At 64.7% G+C, this 20,818-nt stretch carries 21 protein-coding genes and 1 pseudogene; 11 read left to right on the forward strand and 11 right to left on the reverse strand.

Annotation, left to right across the window (positions count from 1 at the left end):
- The first annotated feature begins 117 nt into the window (after nt 1-117).
- Complete coding sequence (locus JQT59_RS08525) at nt 118-837, forward strand: MBL fold metallo-hydrolase (RefSeq protein WP_249354254.1); 720 nt, start codon at nt 118-120, stop codon at nt 835-837.
- 16 nt (nt 838-853) lie between these two features.
- Nucleotides 854-2,215 (forward strand): alpha/beta hydrolase family protein, encoded by a 1,362-nt coding sequence (locus tag JQT59_RS08530; RefSeq protein WP_213575753.1) that lies wholly within the window; start codon nt 854-856, stop codon nt 2,213-2,215.
- A 586-nt stretch (nt 2,216-2,801) separates the two neighbouring features.
- Here JQT59_RS08530 and JQT59_RS08535 read toward each other — a convergent pair.
- The 9 genes from JQT59_RS08535 to JQT59_RS08570 all read right to left on the reverse strand — a co-directional run bounded on the left by JQT59_RS08535 (nt 2,802) and on the right by JQT59_RS08570 (nt 9,762).
- Nucleotides 2,802-3,572 carry an SDR family NAD(P)-dependent oxidoreductase gene (locus JQT59_RS08535; protein WP_213575754.1) on the reverse strand — a complete coding sequence of 257 codons (771 nt, stop codon included), beginning with the start codon at nt 3,570-3,572 and terminating at the stop codon, nt 2,802-2,804.
- Nucleotides 3,573-3,609: 37 nt separating this feature from the next.
- Nucleotides 3,610-5,061, reverse strand: coding sequence for an APC family permease (locus tag JQT59_RS08540; RefSeq protein ID WP_213575755.1), 1,452 nt, complete (start codon nt 5,059-5,061; stop codon nt 3,610-3,612).
- A 72-nt stretch (nt 5,062-5,133) separates the two neighbouring features.
- A complete protein-coding gene (locus tag JQT59_RS08545) occupies nt 5,134-5,976 on the reverse strand; it encodes a MoaF C-terminal domain-containing protein (protein ID WP_213575756.1) in 843 nt (280 codons plus the stop codon).
- A 330-nt stretch (nt 5,977-6,306) separates the two neighbouring features.
- Nucleotides 6,307-6,624, reverse strand: coding sequence for a MarR family winged helix-turn-helix transcriptional regulator (locus JQT59_RS08550; RefSeq protein WP_213575757.1), 318 nt, complete (start codon nt 6,622-6,624; stop codon nt 6,307-6,309).
- 57 nt (nt 6,625-6,681) lie between these two features.
- Entirely contained in the window at nt 6,682-7,545 is an 864-nt protein-coding gene (locus tag JQT59_RS08555; RefSeq protein WP_249354256.1) for a DUF1206 domain-containing protein, read from the reverse strand.
- Nucleotides 7,538-8,797 (reverse strand): fatty acid desaturase family protein, encoded by a 1,260-nt coding sequence (locus tag JQT59_RS08560; RefSeq protein ID WP_213575758.1) that lies wholly within the window; start codon nt 8,795-8,797, stop codon nt 7,538-7,540. Before JQT59_RS08560 ends, JQT59_RS08555 begins: the two co-directional genes overlap by 8 nt.
- A 75-nt stretch (nt 8,798-8,872) precedes the next feature.
- Nucleotides 8,873-8,977, reverse strand: a complete 105-nt coding sequence (locus JQT59_RS36780; protein WP_249354258.1) for a DUF6131 family protein — start codon at nt 8,975-8,977, stop codon at nt 8,873-8,875.
- A gap of 59 nt (nt 8,978-9,036) precedes the next feature.
- Entirely contained in the window at nt 9,037-9,231 is a 195-nt protein-coding gene (locus JQT59_RS08565; protein ID WP_213575759.1) for a CsbD family protein, read from the reverse strand.
- A gap of 66 nt (nt 9,232-9,297) precedes the next feature.
- Nucleotides 9,298-9,762, reverse strand: a complete 465-nt coding sequence (locus JQT59_RS08570) for a hypothetical protein (protein WP_213575760.1) — start codon at nt 9,760-9,762, stop codon at nt 9,298-9,300.
- A gap of 129 nt (nt 9,763-9,891) precedes the next feature.
- Here JQT59_RS08570 and JQT59_RS08575 point away from each other — a divergent pair, with 129 nt between their 5' ends.
- Complete coding sequence (locus JQT59_RS08575; protein WP_213575761.1) at nt 9,892-10,620, forward strand: TetR/AcrR family transcriptional regulator C-terminal domain-containing protein; 729 nt, start codon at nt 9,892-9,894, stop codon at nt 10,618-10,620.
- Between the two features lie 342 nt (nt 10,621-10,962).
- Nucleotides 10,963-12,171, forward strand: coding sequence for a fatty acid desaturase family protein (locus JQT59_RS08580; RefSeq protein WP_213575762.1), 1,209 nt, complete (start codon nt 10,963-10,965; stop codon nt 12,169-12,171).
- Here JQT59_RS08580 and JQT59_RS38325 read toward each other — a convergent pair.
- Nucleotides 12,116-12,412: a hypothetical protein gene (locus JQT59_RS38325; protein WP_502939845.1), complete on the reverse strand. Its 297-nt coding sequence runs from the start codon at nt 12,410-12,412 to the stop codon at nt 12,116-12,118. The genes JQT59_RS08580 and JQT59_RS38325 overlap by 56 nt on opposite strands.
- A gap of 124 nt (nt 12,413-12,536) precedes the next feature.
- A pseudogene (locus JQT59_RS38330) lies at nt 12,537-13,085 on the reverse strand (FadR/GntR family transcriptional regulator); the annotation flags it as partial.
- 384 nt (nt 13,086-13,469) lie between these two features.
- Here JQT59_RS38330 and JQT59_RS08590 point away from each other — a divergent pair.
- From JQT59_RS08590 to JQT59_RS08620, 7 genes are all read left to right on the forward strand, one after another.
- The gene (locus JQT59_RS08590; protein ID WP_213575764.1) at nt 13,470-14,396 is read left to right on the forward strand and encodes a cyclase family protein; all 927 of its coding nucleotides are present in this window, start codon (nt 13,470-13,472) and stop codon (nt 14,394-14,396) included.
- A 44-nt stretch (nt 14,397-14,440) separates the two neighbouring features.
- Nucleotides 14,441-15,973 (forward strand): long-chain-fatty-acid--CoA ligase, encoded by a 1,533-nt coding sequence (locus tag JQT59_RS08595; RefSeq protein WP_213575765.1) that lies wholly within the window; start codon nt 14,441-14,443, stop codon nt 15,971-15,973.
- 113 nt (nt 15,974-16,086) lie between these two features.
- Nucleotides 16,087-17,322, forward strand: a complete 1,236-nt coding sequence (locus JQT59_RS08600) for an ABC transporter substrate-binding protein (RefSeq protein WP_213575766.1) — start codon at nt 16,087-16,089, stop codon at nt 17,320-17,322.
- Nucleotides 17,319-18,104 carry an ABC transporter ATP-binding protein gene (locus JQT59_RS08605; protein ID WP_213575767.1) on the forward strand — a complete coding sequence of 262 codons (786 nt, stop codon included), beginning with the start codon at nt 17,319-17,321 and terminating at the stop codon, nt 18,102-18,104. The genes JQT59_RS08600 and JQT59_RS08605 overlap by 4 nt, the downstream gene beginning before the upstream one ends.
- Nucleotides 18,101-18,808 (forward strand): ABC transporter ATP-binding protein, encoded by a 708-nt coding sequence (locus JQT59_RS08610; protein ID WP_213575768.1) that lies wholly within the window; start codon nt 18,101-18,103, stop codon nt 18,806-18,808. Before JQT59_RS08605 ends, JQT59_RS08610 begins: the two co-directional genes overlap by 4 nt.
- A gap of 16 nt (nt 18,809-18,824) precedes the next feature.
- Nucleotides 18,825-19,709, forward strand: a complete 885-nt coding sequence (locus JQT59_RS08615; protein ID WP_213575769.1) for a branched-chain amino acid ABC transporter permease — start codon at nt 18,825-18,827, stop codon at nt 19,707-19,709.
- A complete protein-coding gene (locus tag JQT59_RS08620) occupies nt 19,706-20,770 on the forward strand; it encodes a branched-chain amino acid ABC transporter permease (protein ID WP_213575770.1) in 1,065 nt (354 codons plus the stop codon). Before JQT59_RS08615 ends, JQT59_RS08620 begins: the two co-directional genes overlap by 4 nt.
- The last annotated feature ends 48 nt before the right edge of the window (nt 20,771-20,818 follow it).

Consider the following 20,818-nt stretch of genomic DNA (forward strand, 5'->3'; position numbering starts at 1 on the left):
ATCCCTTCGACTACCGGAACGACTGTTCCGTTACGTGGTGTCTGCATGTTAGCTTCGGAACAGTCGTTCCGACAGTTGGGGGGTCGCATGCAAGAGGTTGCCGAGAATGTCTTCTGCGTGGAAGGAACTGCAGTCAACTGGGTGCTGTTACGCGACGGCGCGGCATTGACGCTGATCGACGCGGGCTGGTCGGGAGACACGCCCCGAGTGGAGGCCTCGATTCGAGCGTTGGGCTGCCACCCCAGCGGTGTCCAGGCGATTTTGCTGACCCATGCACACCTCGATCACATGGGAGCCATCAACCACTTCCACGAGAAGTACGGCACCCCGGTGTTCATGAGCACAGCCGATGCCGCTCATGCCCGGAGCGGCGATCTCGAACAAGCTCGCCCCGGCGACATCATCAAACGCTGCGTGAGGCCACGATGCATGCGCTGGACGGCGCGCATCATCGGCGCGGGCGCTCTCAAACCGGTCACGATCCCGCACGCGACGTCCTACCCCCGCGCCGGCGCGCTCGATCTACCCGGCGCCCCGGTCCCCATCGCCTGCTCCGGGCACACCTCCGGCCACAGTGCGTTTCACATTCCTGACAAACGTGTCCTGATCACCGGCGATGCCTTGGTCACCGGCCACAGCCTTTCGCCCATCACGGGTCCGCAACTGCTGCCGCCGTTTTTTACCCACCATCCCGATGAAGCACACACCGCGCTGCGCATCTTGGCCGACATCGATGCCGACTGGATCGTCCCGGGGCACGGATTCCCATGGCGCGGAACTCCCACTGCGGCAGTCGAACTTGCTCGTCGCAACGCGGCCGTCACCAACACACTCTGAACAGAGGGAACCTACGATGACCGACGCCACCTTCCTGCAGAAGCTGTTCGTCACCGCCTGCGCGGTCACCCACACCACCGATCTCGCCGCGCGCGCGACCGGCGCAGCACCGTTCCTACCCGCGTTGTTCGCCCTGCGCTACGCCAATATGGGAGGACTCGACCGCGAAGAGTTCGCGCAGCAGTTGACCAGGGCACGATCGTTCCGCGACGACCGCTGGTGCACCTACTGGAACCGGATCGCGGCCGGCCACGCCGACCGCGCCACCGGACTGCTGCGCGACCTCACAGCCGGCTCCACGTCGGCTCCGATCCCCGACATCTGCAGCCCGACCACCGCTGCAGACACCGACGCTCTCGCCACCCTGACCGATCTGATCGCCCCCGCAGCGGCTGTGTTCGCTGACCACGGACCCCAAGTGGGTTTCGGCGCGGTCTCCGACCTCATCGCCGCCCACACCCCCGCTGCCGATCGGCTCCGTGCAACGACCGCTTTTCGGGCGATCGACGCGTGGGTCAAAGCCGTCACCTACTACCAGGTCAGCGCATTCCCAGGACACAGCAGCCAACGGATGCGCGCGTATCGGCGATCACGGCGGATGTTCGACGTCCTCATCGGTGCATTGGCCCCGTCGTTGAATCTCACCGTCGAGCACGTCGAGATCCCCGTCTCCGACCGGGAAACCGTGGCCGGCTATCTATTTCTGCCGCCCGGACCGGGCCCGCACCCGGTGGTGCTGACCACCAACGGGCTCGAGGGCACCGCTCAGGAATTGGCGATACCGCAGCTGCGGTACCGCGATTCCGGTGTAGCGGTGTTTCTGATGGAGATGCCCGGCAGCTACGCCTACACCAAGCCTATGGGCCCGGACTCCGAAGCGATCTACCACGAGGTCATCGACCACCTCGTGGCCGACGACCGTCTCGACTCCGACCGGATCGCCATGGTCGGGGTCAGTTTCGGTGGATACTGGGCCGCACGTCTGGCCGCCACCGATGACCGCATCGCCTGCGCCATCGCGTGCGGAGCACCCACGCACCGCTCCTTTACCGGTGGCGCGTTGGGCACCCCGCAGATCATCCTCAGCGCACTCGCCGACACACTCGGCGCGCGACATCCACTCGACCTGATGCGCGCACTGTCAGCACTGTCCATCGAAGACCGCTACTCGGACATCTCGATGCCGCTGCTGGTGATCAACGGCGACAACGACACCCTGATGAGCACCCAGGACAGCATCGACCTCGCCGAGACCGCTCCGAATGGGACCGTTCGCCTCTACCCCGACGACGACCATTGCGCGATGGGCCACTACCGCGAATGGCTCGACTTCTCCCAACACTGGCTCACCGAACACCTGATCGACACAGCGAAGTAACCGACCACGTTCCCGGCTTTGGCGGGGAGGTCTTCGATGGCGTTCGATTGTGCTGTCACAGAGTCCCTTCCGTCGAAGTGGCCCCGACTGGGTGGACGTCTCCGCCGGCATTCCTCCAAGTAGCGACTCTCTCGCAGATGTCCGTGTCTCAATCAGCGGCCGGAGTGTCCGCGACGGACGAGGTGGCCATCCCACGAAAGCCACACCAGCGGCGGGTGATTGTCAGCCTCGCCTCGAGCGTCGTCGGGAACCTGAAGTGATCACCTTCAGGCGGGGACAATATTAGAGGTGGTGATTGTGCACGTCCCCGAAGCCCGGCATCAGGAAAGCACCGCCGTGGTCCACGACCTGCTCGTCACCGGTCAGTTGCTCGGGTGCCGGGTCGCTAGAGGCGAATCACGCCACCGCGGACCAGCATGCTCGTGGCGGTAGGTCGATCGGCGTCGGCCGTCCAGATCGTGGTATTGGTGTGTAGATATCCGATCGAGTCGCCGTATTCGTCGTGAGAAATGATGTTCTCGAGTGGAGTTCGATGGGAGTGATTCTGGGTACGAGCAGTGATCCGCCGACGCGGCGAGTCGACCGGTCAGGACGACCCGAAATCGAGGGTTCCGATCGCGGCTCTGCAGTGCATTCCGAAATCGACGATCGGGCTGGTTCCATTGGCAGGTTCGCTGATCGGAGACGCGAGAAACAAAACGTGACGAGCAATCTGATCGGCGGACACCACCGGGAACGATGCGGTGTCGAAACCCTCCGCGGCAGCGAGGTCGGCGCGCGACATCGGAGTGTCGACGATGCCCGGACATACGGCGTTGACCCGCATGCGCGGGTGGTCGACCGACAGAGATCTTGCGAGCATCACCAGCGCGGCTTTGGACACGCTGTACGGTGTCATTCCCTCGAACGCAATGAACGCCGAGTCCGAGGCCACGAACACCAGTGTGCCGATGTCGCTGCCGGACAGTGCTGCCACGGTGTGTTTGGCCAGTAAGAAATTTCCCCGGACGTTCACCGACTGGACCAGATCCCAGTCTACGGCGTCGATTTCGTCGACCCTGCGGCCCACCGGGCCCGATATTCCTGCGCACCCGCACACGGTGTCGAGACTGCCGTAGGTCTCGAGGGTGTAGCGAACAACAGATGCCACGTCTGTCTCGTCCGTGATGTCGGCGCGGACGAATACCGCTTCGTGCCCCGCAGCGCGCAACTCGTCCGCTACCTGTTGCCCTGCCGCATCTCGGTCGACGATGACAACTCGGGCCCCCTCCCGCGTGAGCGCTTCGGTGACAGCGCGGCCGATCCCGGACGCGCCTCCCGTGATCAGCGCGACTCGGTCGTTCAGGTCCAGATTCATGTTCTGATCCGATCATTCAGGGTTGACGGGATGAAGATCAGACCAATTCCGCTTCGTAGTCGACTGCGGGGCGCAGCGTGGCCCAAGCGAACCCAGCTACCGAAACCGCGGGGATCAACAACAGCAGCCATTGAGCTGCCCCGCCTTGGCCACCGAGCAGGACGTCGTAGTTGGTGATCGCGATGTATGCCACGGAGCCGAAGCTGGCGACCGACAGTACTGGTGCGATCTTCGTCGTCCACAGGTTCGTTTCGAGCTTGTTCCGGAGGAAGAACGCGATGATCGCTATGGACGTGAGGATCAGGATCACGATCAGAGCCACGGTGCCCAGCGAGAGGAGCCAGCTGAAGGTGACCGTGATGGGATCTGCACCGGCCATTCCGAAGCCGGCGACGACGACGGCAATGAGCACACCTACGCAGAGCGCAGCGGTAGCGGGTGTTCCGGACTTGGCGGTGACGGTGCCCAATCGAGCGGGCAGGACTCCCGCTCGGCTCAGCGCGTACAGGTAGCGGGCGAACATGTTCTGAAATCCGATGAGCATCGCAACGAAACTGGTGACGACGAGAACTTCGAGGGAGGTCGCGAGCCAGGGGCCGACTTCCTTCTCGGCAATGGCGAAGACGAATCCGGCAGGGTCGTCGGTGGCCGCGGCCTGTACCGAATCCGATCCGACCGAATTGCCGAGCGCCCAGACGGTCAGGGCGTAGAACAGGCCGATGAAGGCGATGGATCCGTAGACGGCCCGAGGAATAGTGCGACGGGGGTTCTTGGCCTCCTCGGAGAACACCACTGTCGCCTCGAAACCGGTGAAGCACGCGAACGCGAACAGGAAGGCTACTCCGAGACCTGGGCCGACCAGCGCTGAAGGATCGAAGGCAGCCAGCGAGTTGCCCGACGATCCACCTCCGCCGAAGATGATCGCAGCGTCGAGGACGACGAGCACCGCGATTTCGAGAGCGACCAGAACGCCGAGAACTTTGAGGCTGAGGTCGACACCGACAACGGTCAGAGTGGTTACGACCGCCAGCACCACGAAGACGATTACCAGCGGTGGAATGTCGACTCCGAGCTTGTCTGCAATCAGTGCGTTGGCGAATACCGAGAACTGCGACCACAGTGCCGATTGCAGGCTGCCGTAGAACAGGATGGCCAATCCTGCACCTGCTGTGGCGACGCGCGGGCCCAGTCCGTGTGCGATGTAGGCCACGAATCCACCGGCGTTACGTATGTGCCGACTCATGGCGACGTACCCGGAGGAGAAGATTACGAACAGGCCAGCGGCAAGTAGATAAACCACTGGGGCCGTTGCTCCGTTGGCGGAGAACACGACCGGCGAGGCCCCGATGATCGCGGCCATGGGCGCCACGGCCGCGACCACGAAGAAGATGATCGCCCCGACGCCCAACGTGCCCGGACGCAATCCTGATCGTTCGGTGAAACCGGGCTGGGGTGCTGCGCTCGACGATACGGGTGGCGTGGTGGACATGGGGCGTCTCCGGGGTGGGCGGGTAGTGCAGGATCGAGTAGGTGGTGTTCGGCCGAATGCGTACGGCTCGAGCTACTTGGTCGAGGGGCCGGGCCGTGCAGTGTCGATCGCCGGCGTGCGCTCGAATTCCTGCGCGTACGAGCCCATCGTGAGGTTGACCAGTTCTCCGCAGTATTGATCGAGGGCGAATTGGATGCCGACGGTGCGGTGCGCAGCCAGGTCGATGAGCACCATGCCTTCGACACCGAGGTTCTTCTCGAGCCAAGAGAACAGGTACGTGTTCTCGCGCAGCTTGTAGTAGGTGCAATGTTCGGTGTCACCGACACCGACCTCGGTGCCGCCGACGCACAGCCACGTGAAGATGTTCTCGTTCAGATAGACGTGGTCGTAGACGTCCTCGCTGCTGTATGCGTAACGAACGCGGCGTCCGATCAGTTCGTCTGTGGCGATATGCGCCGCTTCCGGGACGGCACCGGATCCCGCAATTTGGCCCTGGAACCAGCTCTGCCGAGCGGCTGCCGGGTTCGGGTCGAGTCCGAGCTCGCCGACCGCTCCGGTGACCTGCCCACTGACGGTATCGATTGCGGCGCTGAGCGCGACGGGGTGATCCTCGCCGGCGCGCAGGTAGTGAAGGTAAAACAGTCCGGGCTGCATCTCGAACAGCTCGTAGCTGTCGCTGCCGTGCGCGGTTTCGGTGCCGTTCTCGATCACAGCCCACTCGACTGCAGAACTGGAGAACTTCTGGGAGAGGGTGAACGAGTTACCGCTGTCGACGTATCGAGCGTCGAGCACGATCTCCCGGCCGTCGAGCGCCCTGCTGAGGTCAGGTAGGTACTCGTCGAAGCCGTCGGCCATCTCGGTGAGCGGGGCCCAGTCTTCCTTGTTCCAGCTGAATGGGGTTGTTGCACTCAACATTTGATGCCCTTCGATGGTGGGTGATACGTGGCGCAGGTACCGGCGTCCGGAAACCGGACCAAATTGAACAGATGGTCGAATGTGACCCGAGGCACAACTATGCCAGACCATCTTCATTTAATCAAGGGGTTGATCGAATTGTTTACGCGTCTATCGTGATGGCAACAGGAATGCGGCATGTCCGTCCGAGATGCCCCGATACCTCACATCGCGATGTGTGCACACATATGCGAAACGTATCCTGCGCCGGAACCTGTTTCGGTCCGATGACGACGTGCACCGAGCGATGGGTACAGCGGTTCGGGAGCAGATTTTCCGCTCGTAGGCGGGTCAGCGTCGTTTGATCTCGTCCTGATCATTTGCGGTGGTCAGCTTCTGCAGCAGGCCGGTGAGAAGCAGACGTTCGGGACCTGTCAGTGCGCTGGTCCAGAGTTGTTCACGACGATTGTGCGCCGGGAACGTGTCGGTGATGGCGGAATGTCCAGCGCTGGTCAGTGAGACCGTCAGTGCACGCCCGTTCGTGGTTGACCGTTCCGACGCGACCAGACCGTCGCGAGTCAACGTCTTCACCAACGCAGAAGTAGCCGAGCGGCTCATGCCTGCCCACTCCGCGATGCGCTTGGACTCGCTCGGGCCGACGAGCGCCACAGGACGAACAGGACCATCGCGCCGGTTGGCTGTCCGAACTGCTCGGGCTGCGCCCGACTACATCTTGGCGTAGCGGGCCATGGCGAAGCTGTAGAGGCCGTAGGCGATGATGCCGGCACCGGCCGCGATGAGGAGGGCTACTCCGTAGGGTTGGGCGCCGACGGTTTTGAAGGCGCCGTCGAGTCCTGAGGCCTTATCGGGCTCGGATTGATTGACGGCGAGGATCACCAGCAACCCGATGGCGGCGATGGCCAGACCTTTCGCGATGTAGCCGACCATGCCCAGTCGCCGCACGAGCGGGCTGGTGGTTCCTTCGAGGTCGTCGAGGAAGTTGCGACTGATCCCCTTGTAGACGTGGTATCCGCCGACGGCGATGATGACCAGCGCCCCCGCGATGAGGGCGATCGTGCCGGCGGTGGTGTGCATCAGGCGGGCGGTAGTGCCCGCACTCTGGCCGCTGCTCGACTTTCCGCTGCCGCGGGCGAATCCGAACGCCGAGAAGGCGAACGAGAAGTAGACCACCGCCAGGGCGAAGGCCTTCACACGATCGATGATTTCCGATTTCTTGCTGTCGGCGCCGGGTCGGGACGAACTACCGAGTGCCGCTTCGGCGAGCCGCCACAGTCCCATGATGACGAATGCGACCACACCCACCCAAAGTGCGGCGATGCCGCCCGGTTTGGCAGCCAGTTCCGTCATGGCACCGGATTGGTCGGCGGTGCCGGCTGCCCCGCCGAGGGCGAGCCGGATGGCGATGTAGCCGATGATCAGGTGCACGATCCCGCTCACGACGAACCCGCCCCGAGCGAACCATTCGAAAAGGCTGTTCTGCGCCAGTCGGCCTGCGGTGGAGGACGAGTTGTCGTACGACGCCCGCGAGGAGTTGGTGGCGGATGCCGGGGAAGGGGTGGTGTCAGGCATGGTGATCGTCCGATGTTGATGGTGGTGGAATCCTCCGCCGGCGGGTGCGCCGGTTCGTGTGCAGGGTTCGTAGGGCTGTGCGTAGCCCGATGCGGGTAGCCGGAGTTGCCGCGACCGGCTCACTCACGGTGCGGAATCTCAGTTCGGAGGCCGTCTCGGGGGCATCGTCGGCGGTCGCGCGCAGAAACCGGTCGGGGAGTGCGAGTTTGTGGATGGTGCGCAGCGTCAGCAGATACTGCCGGGCGAGGGAGCCGGTGGTGTACGGCAGGTCGTATTTCTCGCACAATGCGTGCACCTTCGTGGAGATTTCCGCGTAGCGGTTACTGGGCAGGTCGGGGAACAGGTGATGCTCGATCTGATAGCACAGGTTGCCGCTGAGGAACGCCATCACCGGGCCGGCCCGGAAGTTGGCGGCGCCGAGCATCTGCCGCAGATACCACTCCGGCTGTGTCTCGTTCTCGAGTTCGGTGAGGGTGAACTTCTCGGCGCCGTCCGGGAAGTGCCCGCAGAAGATCACCACGTACGACCACACGTTCCGCAGCAGATTCGCGGTCAGGTTCGCCGTCAGCGTTCGCCGCCAGCGGCGTCCGCTGAGGGCGGGAAAGAGCAGGTAGTCCTTGCCCGTCTGGCGGGCGATCTTTCCGATCAGTGCTCGGGTGTGGGCGGACTTCTCGGCGGCAGTGCGGGCTCGGTTCTGTTCGGAGTACAGGTCGTGGAGGGCGATCCCCCATTCGAACATCGCCGCCAGCAGCAGGTTTCGCAGCGGTTGCAGTAGATGTTCCGGCTTCCACGGCTGGTCGCGGGTGATCCGGAGAACACCGTAGCCGAGGTCCTCGTCCATCCCGACGACGTTGCTGAACACGTGGTGGCGGTAGTTGTGGGAATACCGCCACTGCGATGACAGGCCGGCCATGTCCCATTCCCAGTTGCTGGAATGGATTTCGGGGTCGTTCATCCAGTCCCATTGGCCGTGGGAGACGTTGTGGCCGATCTCCATGTTTTCCACGCTTTTGGCCACCGCGAGCGCTGTCGTCCCGAGGGCCCAGCCCGCCGGTTTCCTGCTGCCGTAGATCACCAGTCGTGCAGCGGCATCGAGTAGCCGCTGAAGGCCGATGGTGCGGCGGATGTAGGTGGCGTCGGCCTCCCCGAGGGACTTGGTGACCTCCCGGCGAATGCTGGTGAGTTCGTCGCTGAGTGCCTCGACGTCCGCGTCGGTGAGGTGTGCGTATTCCTTGATGTCGGAGATGGCCATGGTGTGCTCCAGGTGCCGGACGAGTCCCTCCGGAACCTGGGTGCTGCCCCGTCCGGTGCGGGCCTCAGGGCCGGGTCAGTAGTAGGGGCGGTGCCCTGCCACCGCGTGGCCCATCGACCCCATGATCACCATGACCACGCCGATGACGATGAGCGCGATGATGATTCCGAGAATGATCATGAGGGCGACCTGATTTCGGGACAGAGACTGGGGATTGGGTATCGAACGGTGCGAGCGGGTCAGTGTTTGAAGGTGTGCTTGATCTTCTGTCCCGCTTGCTTGAGCTTGTCTCCGGTTTGCTTCATGTTGCCCTTGGCCTGGTCTGCACTGCCCTCGGCTTCCATGCGTTCGTTTCCAAGGGCCTTGCCGACCGTCTTCTTGGTGGCGCCCTCGGCGGTTTCCGTCTTGTGCCGAAGCTTCTTCCCGATGCTCATGGCGGTACTTCTTCTCTCTGTGGTGATCGGACGGCGTGGCTGCGGGCCCGATGTCGGTGGATTTCCTCAGCGCGCGACGTCGTGGGTGGTGGCGGCCCCGGTTGTTCGGTGGCCGAACGGGTGCCGCCAGTCGCGTCGCCCGTCTCGCTGGTCACCAGGGGTTGACCCGTTCGCGGTTCTGTCGACTGTGTCCGGGTCCGCGGCGACCATGTCGCGCTGCCCGGCGAGGCGGTCCCGGTCCTGGTACGCGTCCGCTGTCTGCTGGCGAGAATCCTTCAGGTCGTGTCGGGCAAGGCGGCCGCGGCGGGAAGTCCGCCGGGCACCGGCCAGTAGCACGCTCAGCCCGAGGAGGCCGACCGCGCCGACGACGATGCCGTACAGGAACAGCGTGCCGGTGGAGCCGGTGACGTGATAACCGAAGACGGCGAAATCATCGGTCAGGGCGTGCCCGTCGCCGCTGTTGGTCAACACGCCCGCGAGTCCGATGACCACCGCGGCGAGCAGAATGACGAGTCCGAAGATGATGATCATGGCGGCCTCCCGGGCCTACGTTGTAGTACCCAGTCAACGCCGTATTCCGCGGTGTGTCAACGCCGTAGGTCTACTGTCGAGACCTACGGTAAAGGCCTACAGTGGAAGCAGCGAAGGGAAGTGTTTGTGATGGCCAAGGCCCCCGCTGATCGCCCGATCCGCTCCGGTAACGGTTCTGTCCCGGACGGCGGTCCGATCACCCGCCGGCGAATCCTGACGGCAGCACTTGCGATCATCGACCGCGACGGAATCGACGCACTGTCCATGCGACGCCTCGGCAAAGCCCTGGGCCGCGACCCGATGACCCTCTACCGTCACGCTCCGAACAAGGCCGCGCTCCTCGACGCCGTCGCCGAGAGCGTCCTCGACCAACTCGAGGTCGACACCGACGACGGCGACTGGGCAACCCAACTCCGGGAGGTCGCCCGGGGCTTCCGCCGGTTGGCGCTCGATCATCCCCACGTGGTCCCGCTGCTGGTCACCCGGCCCCTGTCGACGCCCCTGGGGCTGCGGCCCCTGGGAACTCTGCGCCCCCTCGAGAACATCCTGAGCTTGCTCACCCGGGCCGGCTTCACCGGGACTGATGCCCTGCACGTCTACCGGGCATTGTTCGGCTTCCTCCACGGTCACGTCCTCAACGAACTCCAGGAAATCGTCGAACGCCCCGACGAGCACGACGATCTGCTGCGCCTGGGACTGCACCGGCTACCGATCGGCGAGTTCCCGCTGCTGCGTGGTCTCGCACCCGTGCTGGCGTCGTATGACGGCGCCGCCGAACTCGAACGCGGCCTCGACATCCTGATCACGGGACTGACCGCCACACTGCCCCATCCCGACAGCCCAGCCTCCCTGCGGTGAGCTGAATCCAACGGACGAACCTTCGTGCCGGCACCCCCGACCTGCAGCATCTACCGACGCGGCGGATCCACATAGTCATCGCACGTTTCTTCTGTCGCTCGTGCGGGGAGGCGGTGCGGATCCAGCCCTGCTCCGGTGCGCAACCACAGGCCGACCGGTGGTTCACTCCTCCCAAGAGTCCGGCTGACTCGCGGCTGCGCGATCGCCTGTCGGTGGCGATCCGTAGGCTCGGGTTCGTTCTGGTGAGCATCCCCCCAAATTTGTTCGCGAGTACCGCCCCGGCTAACGCACATCTCATCTGCACGTAACCTACGGTTGCGTAACCTACGCTAGCGTCGACGCATGGCGATTTCCGATGTTACGGACTATGCCCACCTGGCCGACGCGGATGTCGAAGCGCTTTGCGGCGAGTTCGACGCAATCCGGTGTGATATCGAAGCGTCGCGTGGCGAGCGGGACGCCCGGTACATTCACAGCACGATCCGACTACAGCGTTCCCTCGAAACAGGTGGTCGCGCAGTGTTGTTCGCGAGTTGGTTTCCTCCGGCCTGGCTTGCCGGCACGGCGCTGCTGGGCACCGCCAAGATCGTCGAGAACATGGAGCTCGGCCACAACGTGATGCACGGTCAGTGGGATTGGATGAACGATCCGGAGATCCACTCGTCGTCGTGGGAGTGGGACATCGCCGGCGTGTCGGCGCACTGGAAGCAGACCCACAACTACATCCATCACAAGTACACCAATGTGCTCGGGATGGACGACGACGTGGGCTACGGCCTACTCCGCGTCACCCGCGATCAGCGCTGGCAGCCGTGGAGCGTCGGCAATCCGGTCTACAACCTACTGTTGCAGCTGTTCTTCGAGTACGGCGTGGCGTTGCAGCATTTGGAGCTGGGCAAGGTAACCCAGGGCGGCATCGATCGGGTCGAGTTGGTGCGCAGAGGTCGCGATCTGCTCGCCAAGGTCGGCAAGCAGATCGCCAAGGACTATGTTCTCTATCCAGTACTGACCGGTCCGGCGTTCCCGCTCACGTTCACCGCGAACCTGACGGCGAACATGATCCGCAACGTCTGGACCAACATGGTCATCTTCTGCGGGCATTTCCCCGACGGCGCGGAGAAGTTCACCACCGCCGATCTGGAAGACGAAACGCGGGGACAGTGGTACCTGCGGCAGATGCTCGGCAGCGCGAATTTCGAGGCGGGGCCGGTCATGGCATTCATGAGCGGCAACCTCTGCTACCAGATTGAGCACCACCTGTTCCCAGATCTGCCGAGCAACCGGCTGCACGAGATCTCCGTGCGGGTTCGTGCGCTGTGCGAAAAGTACGACCTGCCCTACACGAGCGGATCGCTGCCCGTGCAGTACCTGAAGTCCTGGCGCACCATCGCGAAGCTGGCGCTGCCGAACCAGTTTCTGCGAGCGACCGCCGACGACGCGCCCGAGACCGCCTCGGAACGCAAGTTCACCGATCCCACGCCGCGGATCGACCCGGTCACAGGCGTGCGCCGCGGGCTGGTAACAGCAATCCGCGACCGTGTGGGAGTCTGACATCACCGCACGGTGGTGCCACTCGAGTATTGGCGCCCGTTCGAGGATCTTGCGCCGACGCTCTGATCCGGGTTAGCGATGTCGAGCCGGATCTGGACACGGTGGCCGACCGTGCGCACCGTTCCCAGGTGTTCGAAAACCGGGGTGACGTGATCGATGCGGCGTCGGCGCCGGCAGCGAAGATCACCAGCTCGCCGGTGCAGGCCCGGGCGACACCGCCGGTGACGGGGGCGTCGATCACCCTCGCGCCCGCGGCTTGAAGGGTGTTCGCCGGCGTCGACGATGCCGAAGTGCACGGTGTCGGTGTTGATCGCGTCGACGTCGCCGACGCATTCGAGTTCGAGGGCCAGCGTGCGTCGGGAACGGATATTCTCCCGCAGGACCGTGCTCAGTCCTACGTTGATCATGTTGAAGACAGGATTGTCCACGGTGTCGAACAGGTAATCGTGGATCTGCAGGTCCGCTTCCAGGGCGCCCTCGTGGTCACCGTCGGCGGTGCGCTCCACCATCCGGTCGACGATCGGCCGCAGTTCCGCGATGTCGGTGTCGGTCACCTGCAGGGCCGCCTCCGCGGCGATCGACTCCTCGATCATCTCGCGGGCCTGGACGAACTGGGCCGTGCCGAGATAGCCGAGCCGGTGCATGAGAGTGAACGAGGTCCGGAACAACGACGCGTCGGGGGCATCGAGATAAGTGCCGTGCCCGCGCCGGCGCCGAAGCACACCGAGGTACTCGAGCATGGCGAGTTGCTCGCGGAGTGTGCCCCGACTGATTTCGAGCTTCTCCACGAGTTGCCGCTCGGGCGGGAGCCGGCGCGCGCCCCCTCGGTGGGCACGCTCAGATCGATCAGTCGAGCTACAAGCAAATCGAGCGCGTCGTCCACCTCCACTCCCTCCAGATGTTGGTTGAACCAATTTGGTTAAACCAATTCATGGTGGCAGGAGTCACAGCATGTCAAGTGCCATCCGTGGAATCACGAACGTCGTCGCAAGTGCGCCACTAACGGCTCGATAGTCAGTGCTGATGGTGCTCGGCAGTATTTCCTCAGGGTCGGGACGCCACCGCCTGTGCGCGAAGCTGCGCGGGCTCCCGGCACCGGCGTCGTTCGATGGCGTGTGGATCGCGCGCGCCCGTCGGCACGTGTCGGCTGTCCTTCGCCGTTGGTCGCAGTAGCGGCTGGCCGGAAAGCTGGTGCTCCACGGCTCGGTGTTGACACCCGAGGTGTTGCGGGTCACAATTCGCGTAGTTGACATGACTGTCACGTCATACTTTGTTTTTGGATTGGCCGAGGAGGCAGGATGACGACGTCGATATCCGATATGCGTGGGTTGGGCCGGCGGGTGAGTAACTGGGGTCGTTGGGGCGTCGATGACGAGCGGGGGACCACGAACCTCATCACGCCCGAGTGCGTGGCGGCTGCCGCGAAGTTGATTCGGACTGGCCAGATCTTCGAACTGGGCATTCCGCTCGACGGTGACGGGCCGCAGCCGGGAGGCAATCGGGTCAATCCGATCCGGCTGATGGCCGAGAATGGGCAGGAGCAGGTGCTTCCCGGCGGTTTCAAATGGGCGGACGACTATGTCTTCATGCCGCTGCAGGCTGGCTCGCAGTACGACTCCCTTTCCCATGTGCACTACGACGATCAGCTCTACAACGGGTATCCGGGATCCGGCGTCACCGTCAAGGGTGCCGACAAGTGCGGAATTCACACCCAGGCGAAGGGAATCGCCGGGCGCGGCGTGCTGCTCGACGTGGCCAGGGCGCGCGGTGTGGATTGGCTCGAAGCCGGGACCGCGATCACTCCGGACGAACTCGATTCCGTCGCTGCCGCTCAGAACGTCGAGATCGGTTCGGGCGACATCGTGATGATCCGCACCGGTTGGCGGGCAAAGTTTCTCGCCGACCACGACCCGGCAAGTTTCATGGCCGGTGAGCCTGGACTGAGTCTGTCGTGCGCGTCCTGGCTGCGCGAGCGCGACGTCGCGGTGGTGGGCTCGGACAATTGGGCGGTCGAGGTGATGCCCGGCGAGAACCCCGGGGCGTTGTTCGAGCTTCACATGGTGCTCATCCGGGACATGGGCATGACCCTTGCCGAGTTGCTGGACTTCGAGGAGCTGTCCGCCGCCTGCGCTGCCGACGGCGTTTACGACTTCTTCTACGCCGGACCGCCCCTGCAGTTCACCCGCGGGGTGGGGTCGCCGATCAACCCGCTCGCAATCCGGTGAGAACCCACTCCACCGCCACTTCATCAGTACCGAGGAGAAATTGAATGCTGGTCAGCGACATCGTCGAGTACAGCGCGCGCAAACATCCCGACCGGATCGCGCTGCGATTCGAGGACGAGGTAGTGACCTACGCCGAACTCCGTGACCGCAGCCGACGACTCGCGGCTGCTCTGCTCGGCGTCGCTGCTCCAGGGGACCGGGTCGCAATCCTGTCCACCAACAGCACCGAGTACTTCGACTGCTACTACGGTGTGCCGATGGCCGGAATGGCTCTGACCATCCTCAACTTCCGCCTGCATCCCGACCAGATCGCCGCGCTGATCGAGCATTCCGGTGCGACCGTGCTGATCGTGGCGGCCGAGTTCGCCGGCACTATCGAACAACTTCGCGATCAGATCCCCTCGGTGCACACCATGGTCTTTATCGGAACTGCCCCGGGAACCCTCGGCTGGGACGAATTCGTGGGCAACGGGCCGGCGCAGGCGCCGTCGGTGCGGCCGACGCCGGACGACATTGCGTGGCTGGTCTACACGTCCGGCACCACCGGCACACCGAAAGGCGTGATGCTCAGCCATCGCAACCTGGTCAGCGGGGTCACGTCGTCGGCACTGCAGTGGGCACTGCCCGAGGACACGGTCTTTCTGTTCTGCTTCCCGCTCTGCCACGTCGGCGGATACGTCACGCTGCTCAACCACCTGATGGGCAGCACCGTCGGCATTCTCCGCACGTACGACAACGCGACATTCCTGCGCCTGGTCGAGCGATGGCAGGTCACCCAGACCGGACTGGCACCGACCATGATCAACTTCCTGCTCCAGGATCCCGCGCTCGCCGACCACGACCTCAGCTCCCTGCAGGCAATCGGCTACGGTTCCTCGGCGATCCCCGCCGAGGTGCTGCGGCACGGGCTCGAACGCCTCCGCTGCGACTTCTATCAGGGCATGGGCATGACGGAACTCGCCGGCAATGTGCTGCACCTGGACTACGACGCGCACCGGCGCGCAGCCGGCGGTGAGAGCGAACTGCTCTCCGCGGCAGGTAAACCCATGCGTCTGGTCGATATCCGGATCGTCGACGACACCATGCGCGACGTACCCGCCGGTGAGGTGGGGGAGATGGTGGTCCGCGGCGACCAGGTGATGACTGGCTACTGGCATGACGAGGACGCAACCGCCTCCGCATTCACGGACGGATGGTTCCACACCGGCGACCTGGTACGCCGCGACGACGAGGGCTTCGTCTATATCGTGGACCGGAAGAAGGATCTGATCATCAGCGGTGGCGAGAATGTCGCGTCGCTGACCGTCGAGCAGGCCCTCTACCGTCACCCCGCGGTCGCCGAGGCCGCGGCGATCGGCGTCGAGGACGACATCTGGGGCGAATTGGTCTGTGCGGTCGTCGTTCTCCGTGACGGTGCCACCGCCACCGCCGATGACATCATCGCCACCTGCCGTGAACAGCTCGGCGGATTTCAAGTGCCCCGGCGGGTCGTGTTCATCGACACCCTGCCCAGGAACGTCACCGGAAAGATCCTCAAACGCGACCTGCGTGAACGTTTCTCCCACGCCACGGTCTAGTTGCTTCACCATCGCACGGCGGCGAAGAATTTCCTGTCGCCGCCGCTGCGTGCTGCCGAAAATACCTGAGCCGGCCCCTCCGGGGCGTGTGCCTTCCTTCCACTGGAGCGACCATGAAACGCATCCTCGCCGTGGGCCTGACCGCCCTGTGCGCCACCGCGACCCTGACCGCATGCTCGGGGCGCGAAACCGCCACCGCCGCAGGGAACTGCGACCCCGGCATCACCGACACCGAAATCCGCTTCGGCACCAGTCTGGTCCAGTCGATCGCCGGACCCCAGGCCACCGCGGCGTCGGCCCTCTTCGATGAGATCAACGCCGCGGGGGGCGTCACCATGGGTGACGGCAAGTCCCGCAAAATTGTCTATACGGCACTTGACGACGGGTACGACCCCGCTCGCACGGTCGGCAACGTCCGGTCGCTGGTCGAACAGCAACAGGTGTTCGCGATCCAGAACCTGATCGGCACCGCGTCGACCCTTGCGGTCGTCGACTACCTCGCGCAGAAGAACGTCCCACTGGTGTTCCCCATGACCGGAACGGACGAGTTGCTCGCCACTCTCGACGAACGGCCCGTGGTGGCCGGCGCGGTCAACCCGCAGACCGCCTGGGAGGTTGCCGAGCGCGCCAAGCAGATCCTGCGCGATCACCCGCAAGCGAAGGTAGCGGTCCTGTATCCCAACGACAGTCTGGGCAACGGCAGCCTCGCCGCGTTGACGTCCGCCCTCGACGGCAGCGGCGCGCAGATCATCGCACAGCAGTCGTATGAACAGACCACCCCGTCGGTGGATTCGCAGGTGGTCAACCTCGCGAACTCCGGGGCCGACGTGTTCGTCAACTTCGCCACCGCCAGCTTCGTGACGCAGTCGCTGAAGAAGGCCCACGAGCTGAGCTGGAAGCCGGAGACGTACATCTACTCCGGTGCCACCGACACCAACTTCGTCTTGGCCCCGGCCGGCCTCGACGCAGCCGAAGGGGTGCACTCCTTCTACTGGATCTACGACGTCAGCAGCCCCGACCACGACCAGCTGCCGGGCATGCGCAACTGGCGGGCGTTCGCCGAGCGGCACGCCGACGCGCTCGAGTCCACCGACACGATCGCGGCGACCGGGTACAACACGGCTCAGCTGCTCGTCACCGCCCTCGAGCAGATGAAGGGGTGCACCCGCGCCGATCTGCTCGACTCCGTCCAGAACCTGCGCGCAGTCACGACGGACCTGTCCATCGACGGGGTCACCTTCGACACCAGCGCGGACTACCCGTATGCGATCACGTCGATGGCTCCGATGACCTTCCGCGACGGCAGTTGGCACTACGACGCTGTGGTCACGCGCAGCACCGACCGATGACCGCCGGGCAGCCGGGTGTTCCCGCACTGCAGGTGAGCGATGTTCACCTGCGGTTCGGCGGAGTGCTCGCCCTCGATGGACCGTCGTTCACGATCGAGCCCGGACAGATCGTCGGGCTGATCGGCCCGAACGGGGCCGGGAAGACCACCCTGTTCAACTGCATCAGCAGGCTGTATCAACCGGATTCGGGACAGATCACCTTCGGGTCCACCGACCTGCTCGCGCTGTCTGCGGACGCGGTCGCCGATGCCGGAATCGCGCGCACGTTCCAGAACATCGGCTTGTTCCCGACGATCTCGGTGCTCGACAACATCCTTACCGGGTCGTACTCGCGTACCCGCGCGGGTTTCCTCGCCACCGCATTGGGACTGCCGCGCACCCGCCGGGAGGAGGCCGGTGAACGGGAGGAAGCTTGGGCGCTGCTCGAATCGATGGATCTCGCGCACGTCGGCCGCGAACCGGCCGGCAACCTGCCCTATGGCACGCTCAAGCGGGTCGAGCTCGCGCGGGCACTGATGCAACGCCCCCGGCTGCTGATGCTCGACGAACCGGCGAACGGCCTGATTCACGAGGAGGTCCTCGAACTCGCCGACACGGTCCGGCGTCTGCGCGACGAACGGGGATTTTCGGTGCTGCTCGTCGAGCACCACATGGCTATGGTGATGTCGATCTCCGACCGTGTGGTGGTACTGAACTTCGGGCAGAAGGTCACCGAGGGCGAACCGGCCGAGGTTGCAGCCCATCCCGAGGTCATCGAGGCTTATCTGGGCGGTGCGGCATGAACATGCTCACCGTCGAAAACTTGCACGCCCGGTACGGGCGCGCAGGGGTGCTGCACGGCATCGATTTCCACGTACCGGCAGGAGAGGTCACGGTGGTACTCGGCGCGAACGGCGCCGGGAAGACCACCATTCTGCGATCGATCTGCCAGACGGTGCGTACCACAGGGCGCATCATCCTCGACGGCCGGGACATCACCGGTATGCGCACCGACCGGATCGCCCGACTCGGGGTGGCCCACGTTCCCCAGGGACGCGGCACGTTCGGAGATCTGACGGTCGAAGAGAACCTCCGGGTCGGTGGTTACACCACGTCGGCCGCCGCCACCGACCGGGCGATCGAGCGCTGGTATGAGTTCTTCCCGCGGCTACGGGAACGGCGCCGGCAACAGGCGGGTGGGCTCAGCGGCGGTGAACAACAGATGCTCGCGATCGCCCGGGCACTCGTGGCAGGTCCGCGGTTGCTGCTGCTCGACGAGCCGTCCCTCGGTCTGGCCCCGCGCATCACCCAGGAGGTGTTCCGCGCGCTCGGCCGAATCAGTGAGGAGTCCGAGACGACGATCCTCGTCGTCGAACAGAACGCGCATCTGGCTCTCGACATCGGGACGTCCGCGGTGCTCGTCGACGCCGGTCGAGTCGTCGCCCAACGCGCCGCCGCCGGATTGGCCCACGACGAGTCGGTGCGCCGCGCCTACCTCGGCTACTGAGCACAGGAGAGTGGTCATGGATGTATTTCTTCAACAATTGGTGGACGGGCTCACGTGGGGCGCCCTGTACGGCGCGTTCGCGTTGAGTATCGTCCTGGTCTACCGAGCCTCCGGGATCGTCAACTTCGCGCAGGGTGAGATGGCGATGTTCTCGGCGTTTTTCGCGTGGCAGTTCCACCAGTGGGGTGCGCCGCTGTATGCCGCCGTGCTCGGCGCGATGGTGGTGGCCTTCATTGGCGGTGCCGCCGCCGAACGAGTACTGATCCGCCCGCTGGCGTCCTCCCCGAACCACATGCCGTTGGTCATCATCACACTCGGTTTGATGCTAGTCCTCAACAGTGCCGCTGGGTGGATGTGGGGTGTGCAGAGCAAGGAGTTCCCGGCGATCGCCGCCGGGCCGGTGCTCACCCTCGGCCCGGTCGCGGTCTCCCGGCAGTCACTGGTGATCGTCGGGGCCGTTAGTGTGGTCGCGGCGCTGCTGTTCGTGCTGTTCCAGCGCACCAAGGTTGGATTGGCGATGCGGGCGGCGGCCGCCAACCCCGACTCCGCGGAGTTTCTCGGGGTCCCCGTCGGCCGCATGCTGATGATCGGCTGGGGTCTCGCCGCGGCGATCGGGGCCCTCGCCGCCTCCCTCGCGGCGCCGCAACTGTTCCTGCAACCGAACATGCTCGTCGCCTCACTGATCTACGCATTCGCCGCCGCCGTCCTCGGCGGCCTCGACAGCCCGGTCGGTGCACTCGTCGGCGGGTTGTGTGTCGGTGTCGCGGAAAACCTTGCCGGTACCTACATTTCCTGGATCGGACACGATTTCAAACAGGCTGTGGCGTTGGCCCTCATCCTCGGGGTGCTGCTCCTCAAACCCGAGGGCCTGTTCGGCGCACGGAAGGTGGCCCGGGTATGAGAATCGTCGAACTGCTTCGCCGCCCCCGCGCCGAACTCGACCCCCCACGGTGGCTGGCCAGGGCCACAGTCGCATTGGTGGTCCTCGTGGCGTCGGTGGCGCCGCTGGTGTCGGCGCCGTATGTCAACTTCGACCGCTCCATGGTGCTGGTGTACGTGGTGGTCGGGTTGGGACTGAACCTGTTGACCGGCAACACCGGCCAGATCTCGCTCGGCCACGGCTTCTTCTTCGCCGTCGGCGCCTACCTCAGTGCTGTGCTGGTCGAGAACCACGACGTGCCGTATCTGTTGCTCCTTCCGATCGCGTTCGCGGTCTGTTACGTCATCGGGTATCTGTTCGGGCTGCCCGCCCTGCGCCTGCACGGACTCCAGCTGGCGCTGGCCACCCTGGGTTTGGCGCTGGTGACCCCGGCGGTGATCAAACGGTTCGAACACGTCACCGACGGGCAAGCGGGCATCAATATCGCCGGCGCCGAACCGCCCGGATTCAGTGGGCTCGAACGCGACCAGTGGGTGTACTACCTGTGCCTGGTGGTGGCGGCGCTCGCCTACCTCGTCGTGCGCCGGCTCTCCACCGGCCGGATCGGCCGATCATTGATCGGAATCCGTGACTACGAGGCTGTGGCCACCACCCTCGGCGTCCCGGCCACCCGCACGAAGACGACGGTGTTCGCGCTCAGCGCGGCCCTCGCCGGGGTCGGCGGCGTGCTCTACAGCTTCGTGGTCCAGTACGTCGGCCCCGAGGCATTCGGGCTGCCGTTGGCGATCGCCTTCATCACCATGATTGTCATCGGTGGCCTCGGCACCGTTCCGGGCGTGGTGTTCGGTGCGTTCTTCGTGCAGTACGTGCCGCAGTGGACGGCGGAGATCAATCAGTCGGCGGCGGGGATGACCTATGGGGCTGCGCTGATTGTTTTCATCTTCGTCCTCCCGTACGGGGTGATCAGCCTGGTCCGATGGGCGCTGGGGCCATTGGTGAGCAGGATCCCCGGAACCCGCCCCCACGCCCGGTCGACGACGGCGGCCGACGAGGATCCACGGGAGTTGGTCGTCTCCCACTGACCACCGGCATCGGCTCCGGAAAACAGGCGGTGCCCGGCGGACGGATCC

The organism is Rhodococcus sp. USK13, assembly GCF_018343855.1.
GTDB lineage: Bacteria > Actinomycetota > Actinomycetes > Mycobacteriales > Mycobacteriaceae > Rhodococcus_F > Rhodococcus_F oxybenzonivorans.

What these genes read in the sequence shown, in the direction of transcription:
- JQT59_RS08540 (WP_213575755.1), bottom strand. Translation starts at nt 5,061, where the DNA reads ATGTCCACCACGCCACCCGTATCGTCGAGCGCAGCACCCCAGCCCGGT.
- JQT59_RS08610 (WP_213575768.1), top strand. Translation starts at nt 18,101, where the DNA reads ATGAACATGCTCACCGTCGAAAACTTGCACGCCCGGTACGGGCGCGCA.
- JQT59_RS08620 (WP_213575770.1), top strand. Translation starts at nt 19,706, where the DNA reads ATGAGAATCGTCGAACTGCTTCGCCGCCCCCGCGCCGAACTCGACCCC.
- JQT59_RS08555 (WP_249354256.1), bottom strand. Translation starts at nt 7,545, where the DNA reads ATGCCTGACACCACCCCTTCCCCGGCATCCGCCACCAACTCCTCGCGG.
- JQT59_RS36780 (WP_249354258.1), bottom strand. Translation starts at nt 8,977, where the DNA reads ATGATCATTCTCGGAATCATCATCGCGCTCATCGTCATCGGCGTGGTC.
- JQT59_RS08530 (WP_213575753.1), top strand. Translation starts at nt 854, where the DNA reads ATGACCGACGCCACCTTCCTGCAGAAGCTGTTCGTCACCGCCTGCGCG.
- JQT59_RS08595 (WP_213575765.1), top strand. Translation starts at nt 14,441, where the DNA reads ATGCTGGTCAGCGACATCGTCGAGTACAGCGCGCGCAAACATCCCGAC.
- JQT59_RS08535 (WP_213575754.1), bottom strand. Translation starts at nt 3,572, where the DNA reads ATGAATCTGGACCTGAACGACCGAGTCGCGCTGATCACGGGAGGCGCG.
- JQT59_RS08590 (WP_213575764.1), top strand. Translation starts at nt 13,470, where the DNA reads ATGACGACGTCGATATCCGATATGCGTGGGTTGGGCCGGCGGGTGAGT.
- JQT59_RS08605 (WP_213575767.1), top strand. Translation starts at nt 17,319, where the DNA reads ATGACCGCCGGGCAGCCGGGTGTTCCCGCACTGCAGGTGAGCGATGTT.
- JQT59_RS08615 (WP_213575769.1), top strand. Translation starts at nt 18,825, where the DNA reads ATGGATGTATTTCTTCAACAATTGGTGGACGGGCTCACGTGGGGCGCC.
- JQT59_RS08575 (WP_213575761.1), top strand. Translation starts at nt 9,892, where the DNA reads ATGGCCAAGGCCCCCGCTGATCGCCCGATCCGCTCCGGTAACGGTTCT.
- JQT59_RS08565 (WP_213575759.1), bottom strand. Translation starts at nt 9,231, where the DNA reads ATGAGCATCGGGAAGAAGCTTCGGCACAAGACGGAAACCGCCGAGGGC.
- JQT59_RS08570 (WP_213575760.1), bottom strand. Translation starts at nt 9,762, where the DNA reads ATGATCATCATCTTCGGACTCGTCATTCTGCTCGCCGCGGTGGTCATC.
- JQT59_RS08545 (WP_213575756.1), bottom strand. Translation starts at nt 5,976, where the DNA reads ATGTTGAGTGCAACAACCCCATTCAGCTGGAACAAGGAAGACTGGGCC.
- JQT59_RS08600 (WP_213575766.1), top strand. Translation starts at nt 16,087, where the DNA reads ATGAAACGCATCCTCGCCGTGGGCCTGACCGCCCTGTGCGCCACCGCG.
- JQT59_RS08560 (WP_213575758.1), bottom strand. Translation starts at nt 8,797, where the DNA reads ATGGCCATCTCCGACATCAAGGAATACGCACACCTCACCGACGCGGAC.
- JQT59_RS08580 (WP_213575762.1), top strand. Translation starts at nt 10,963, where the DNA reads ATGGCGATTTCCGATGTTACGGACTATGCCCACCTGGCCGACGCGGAT.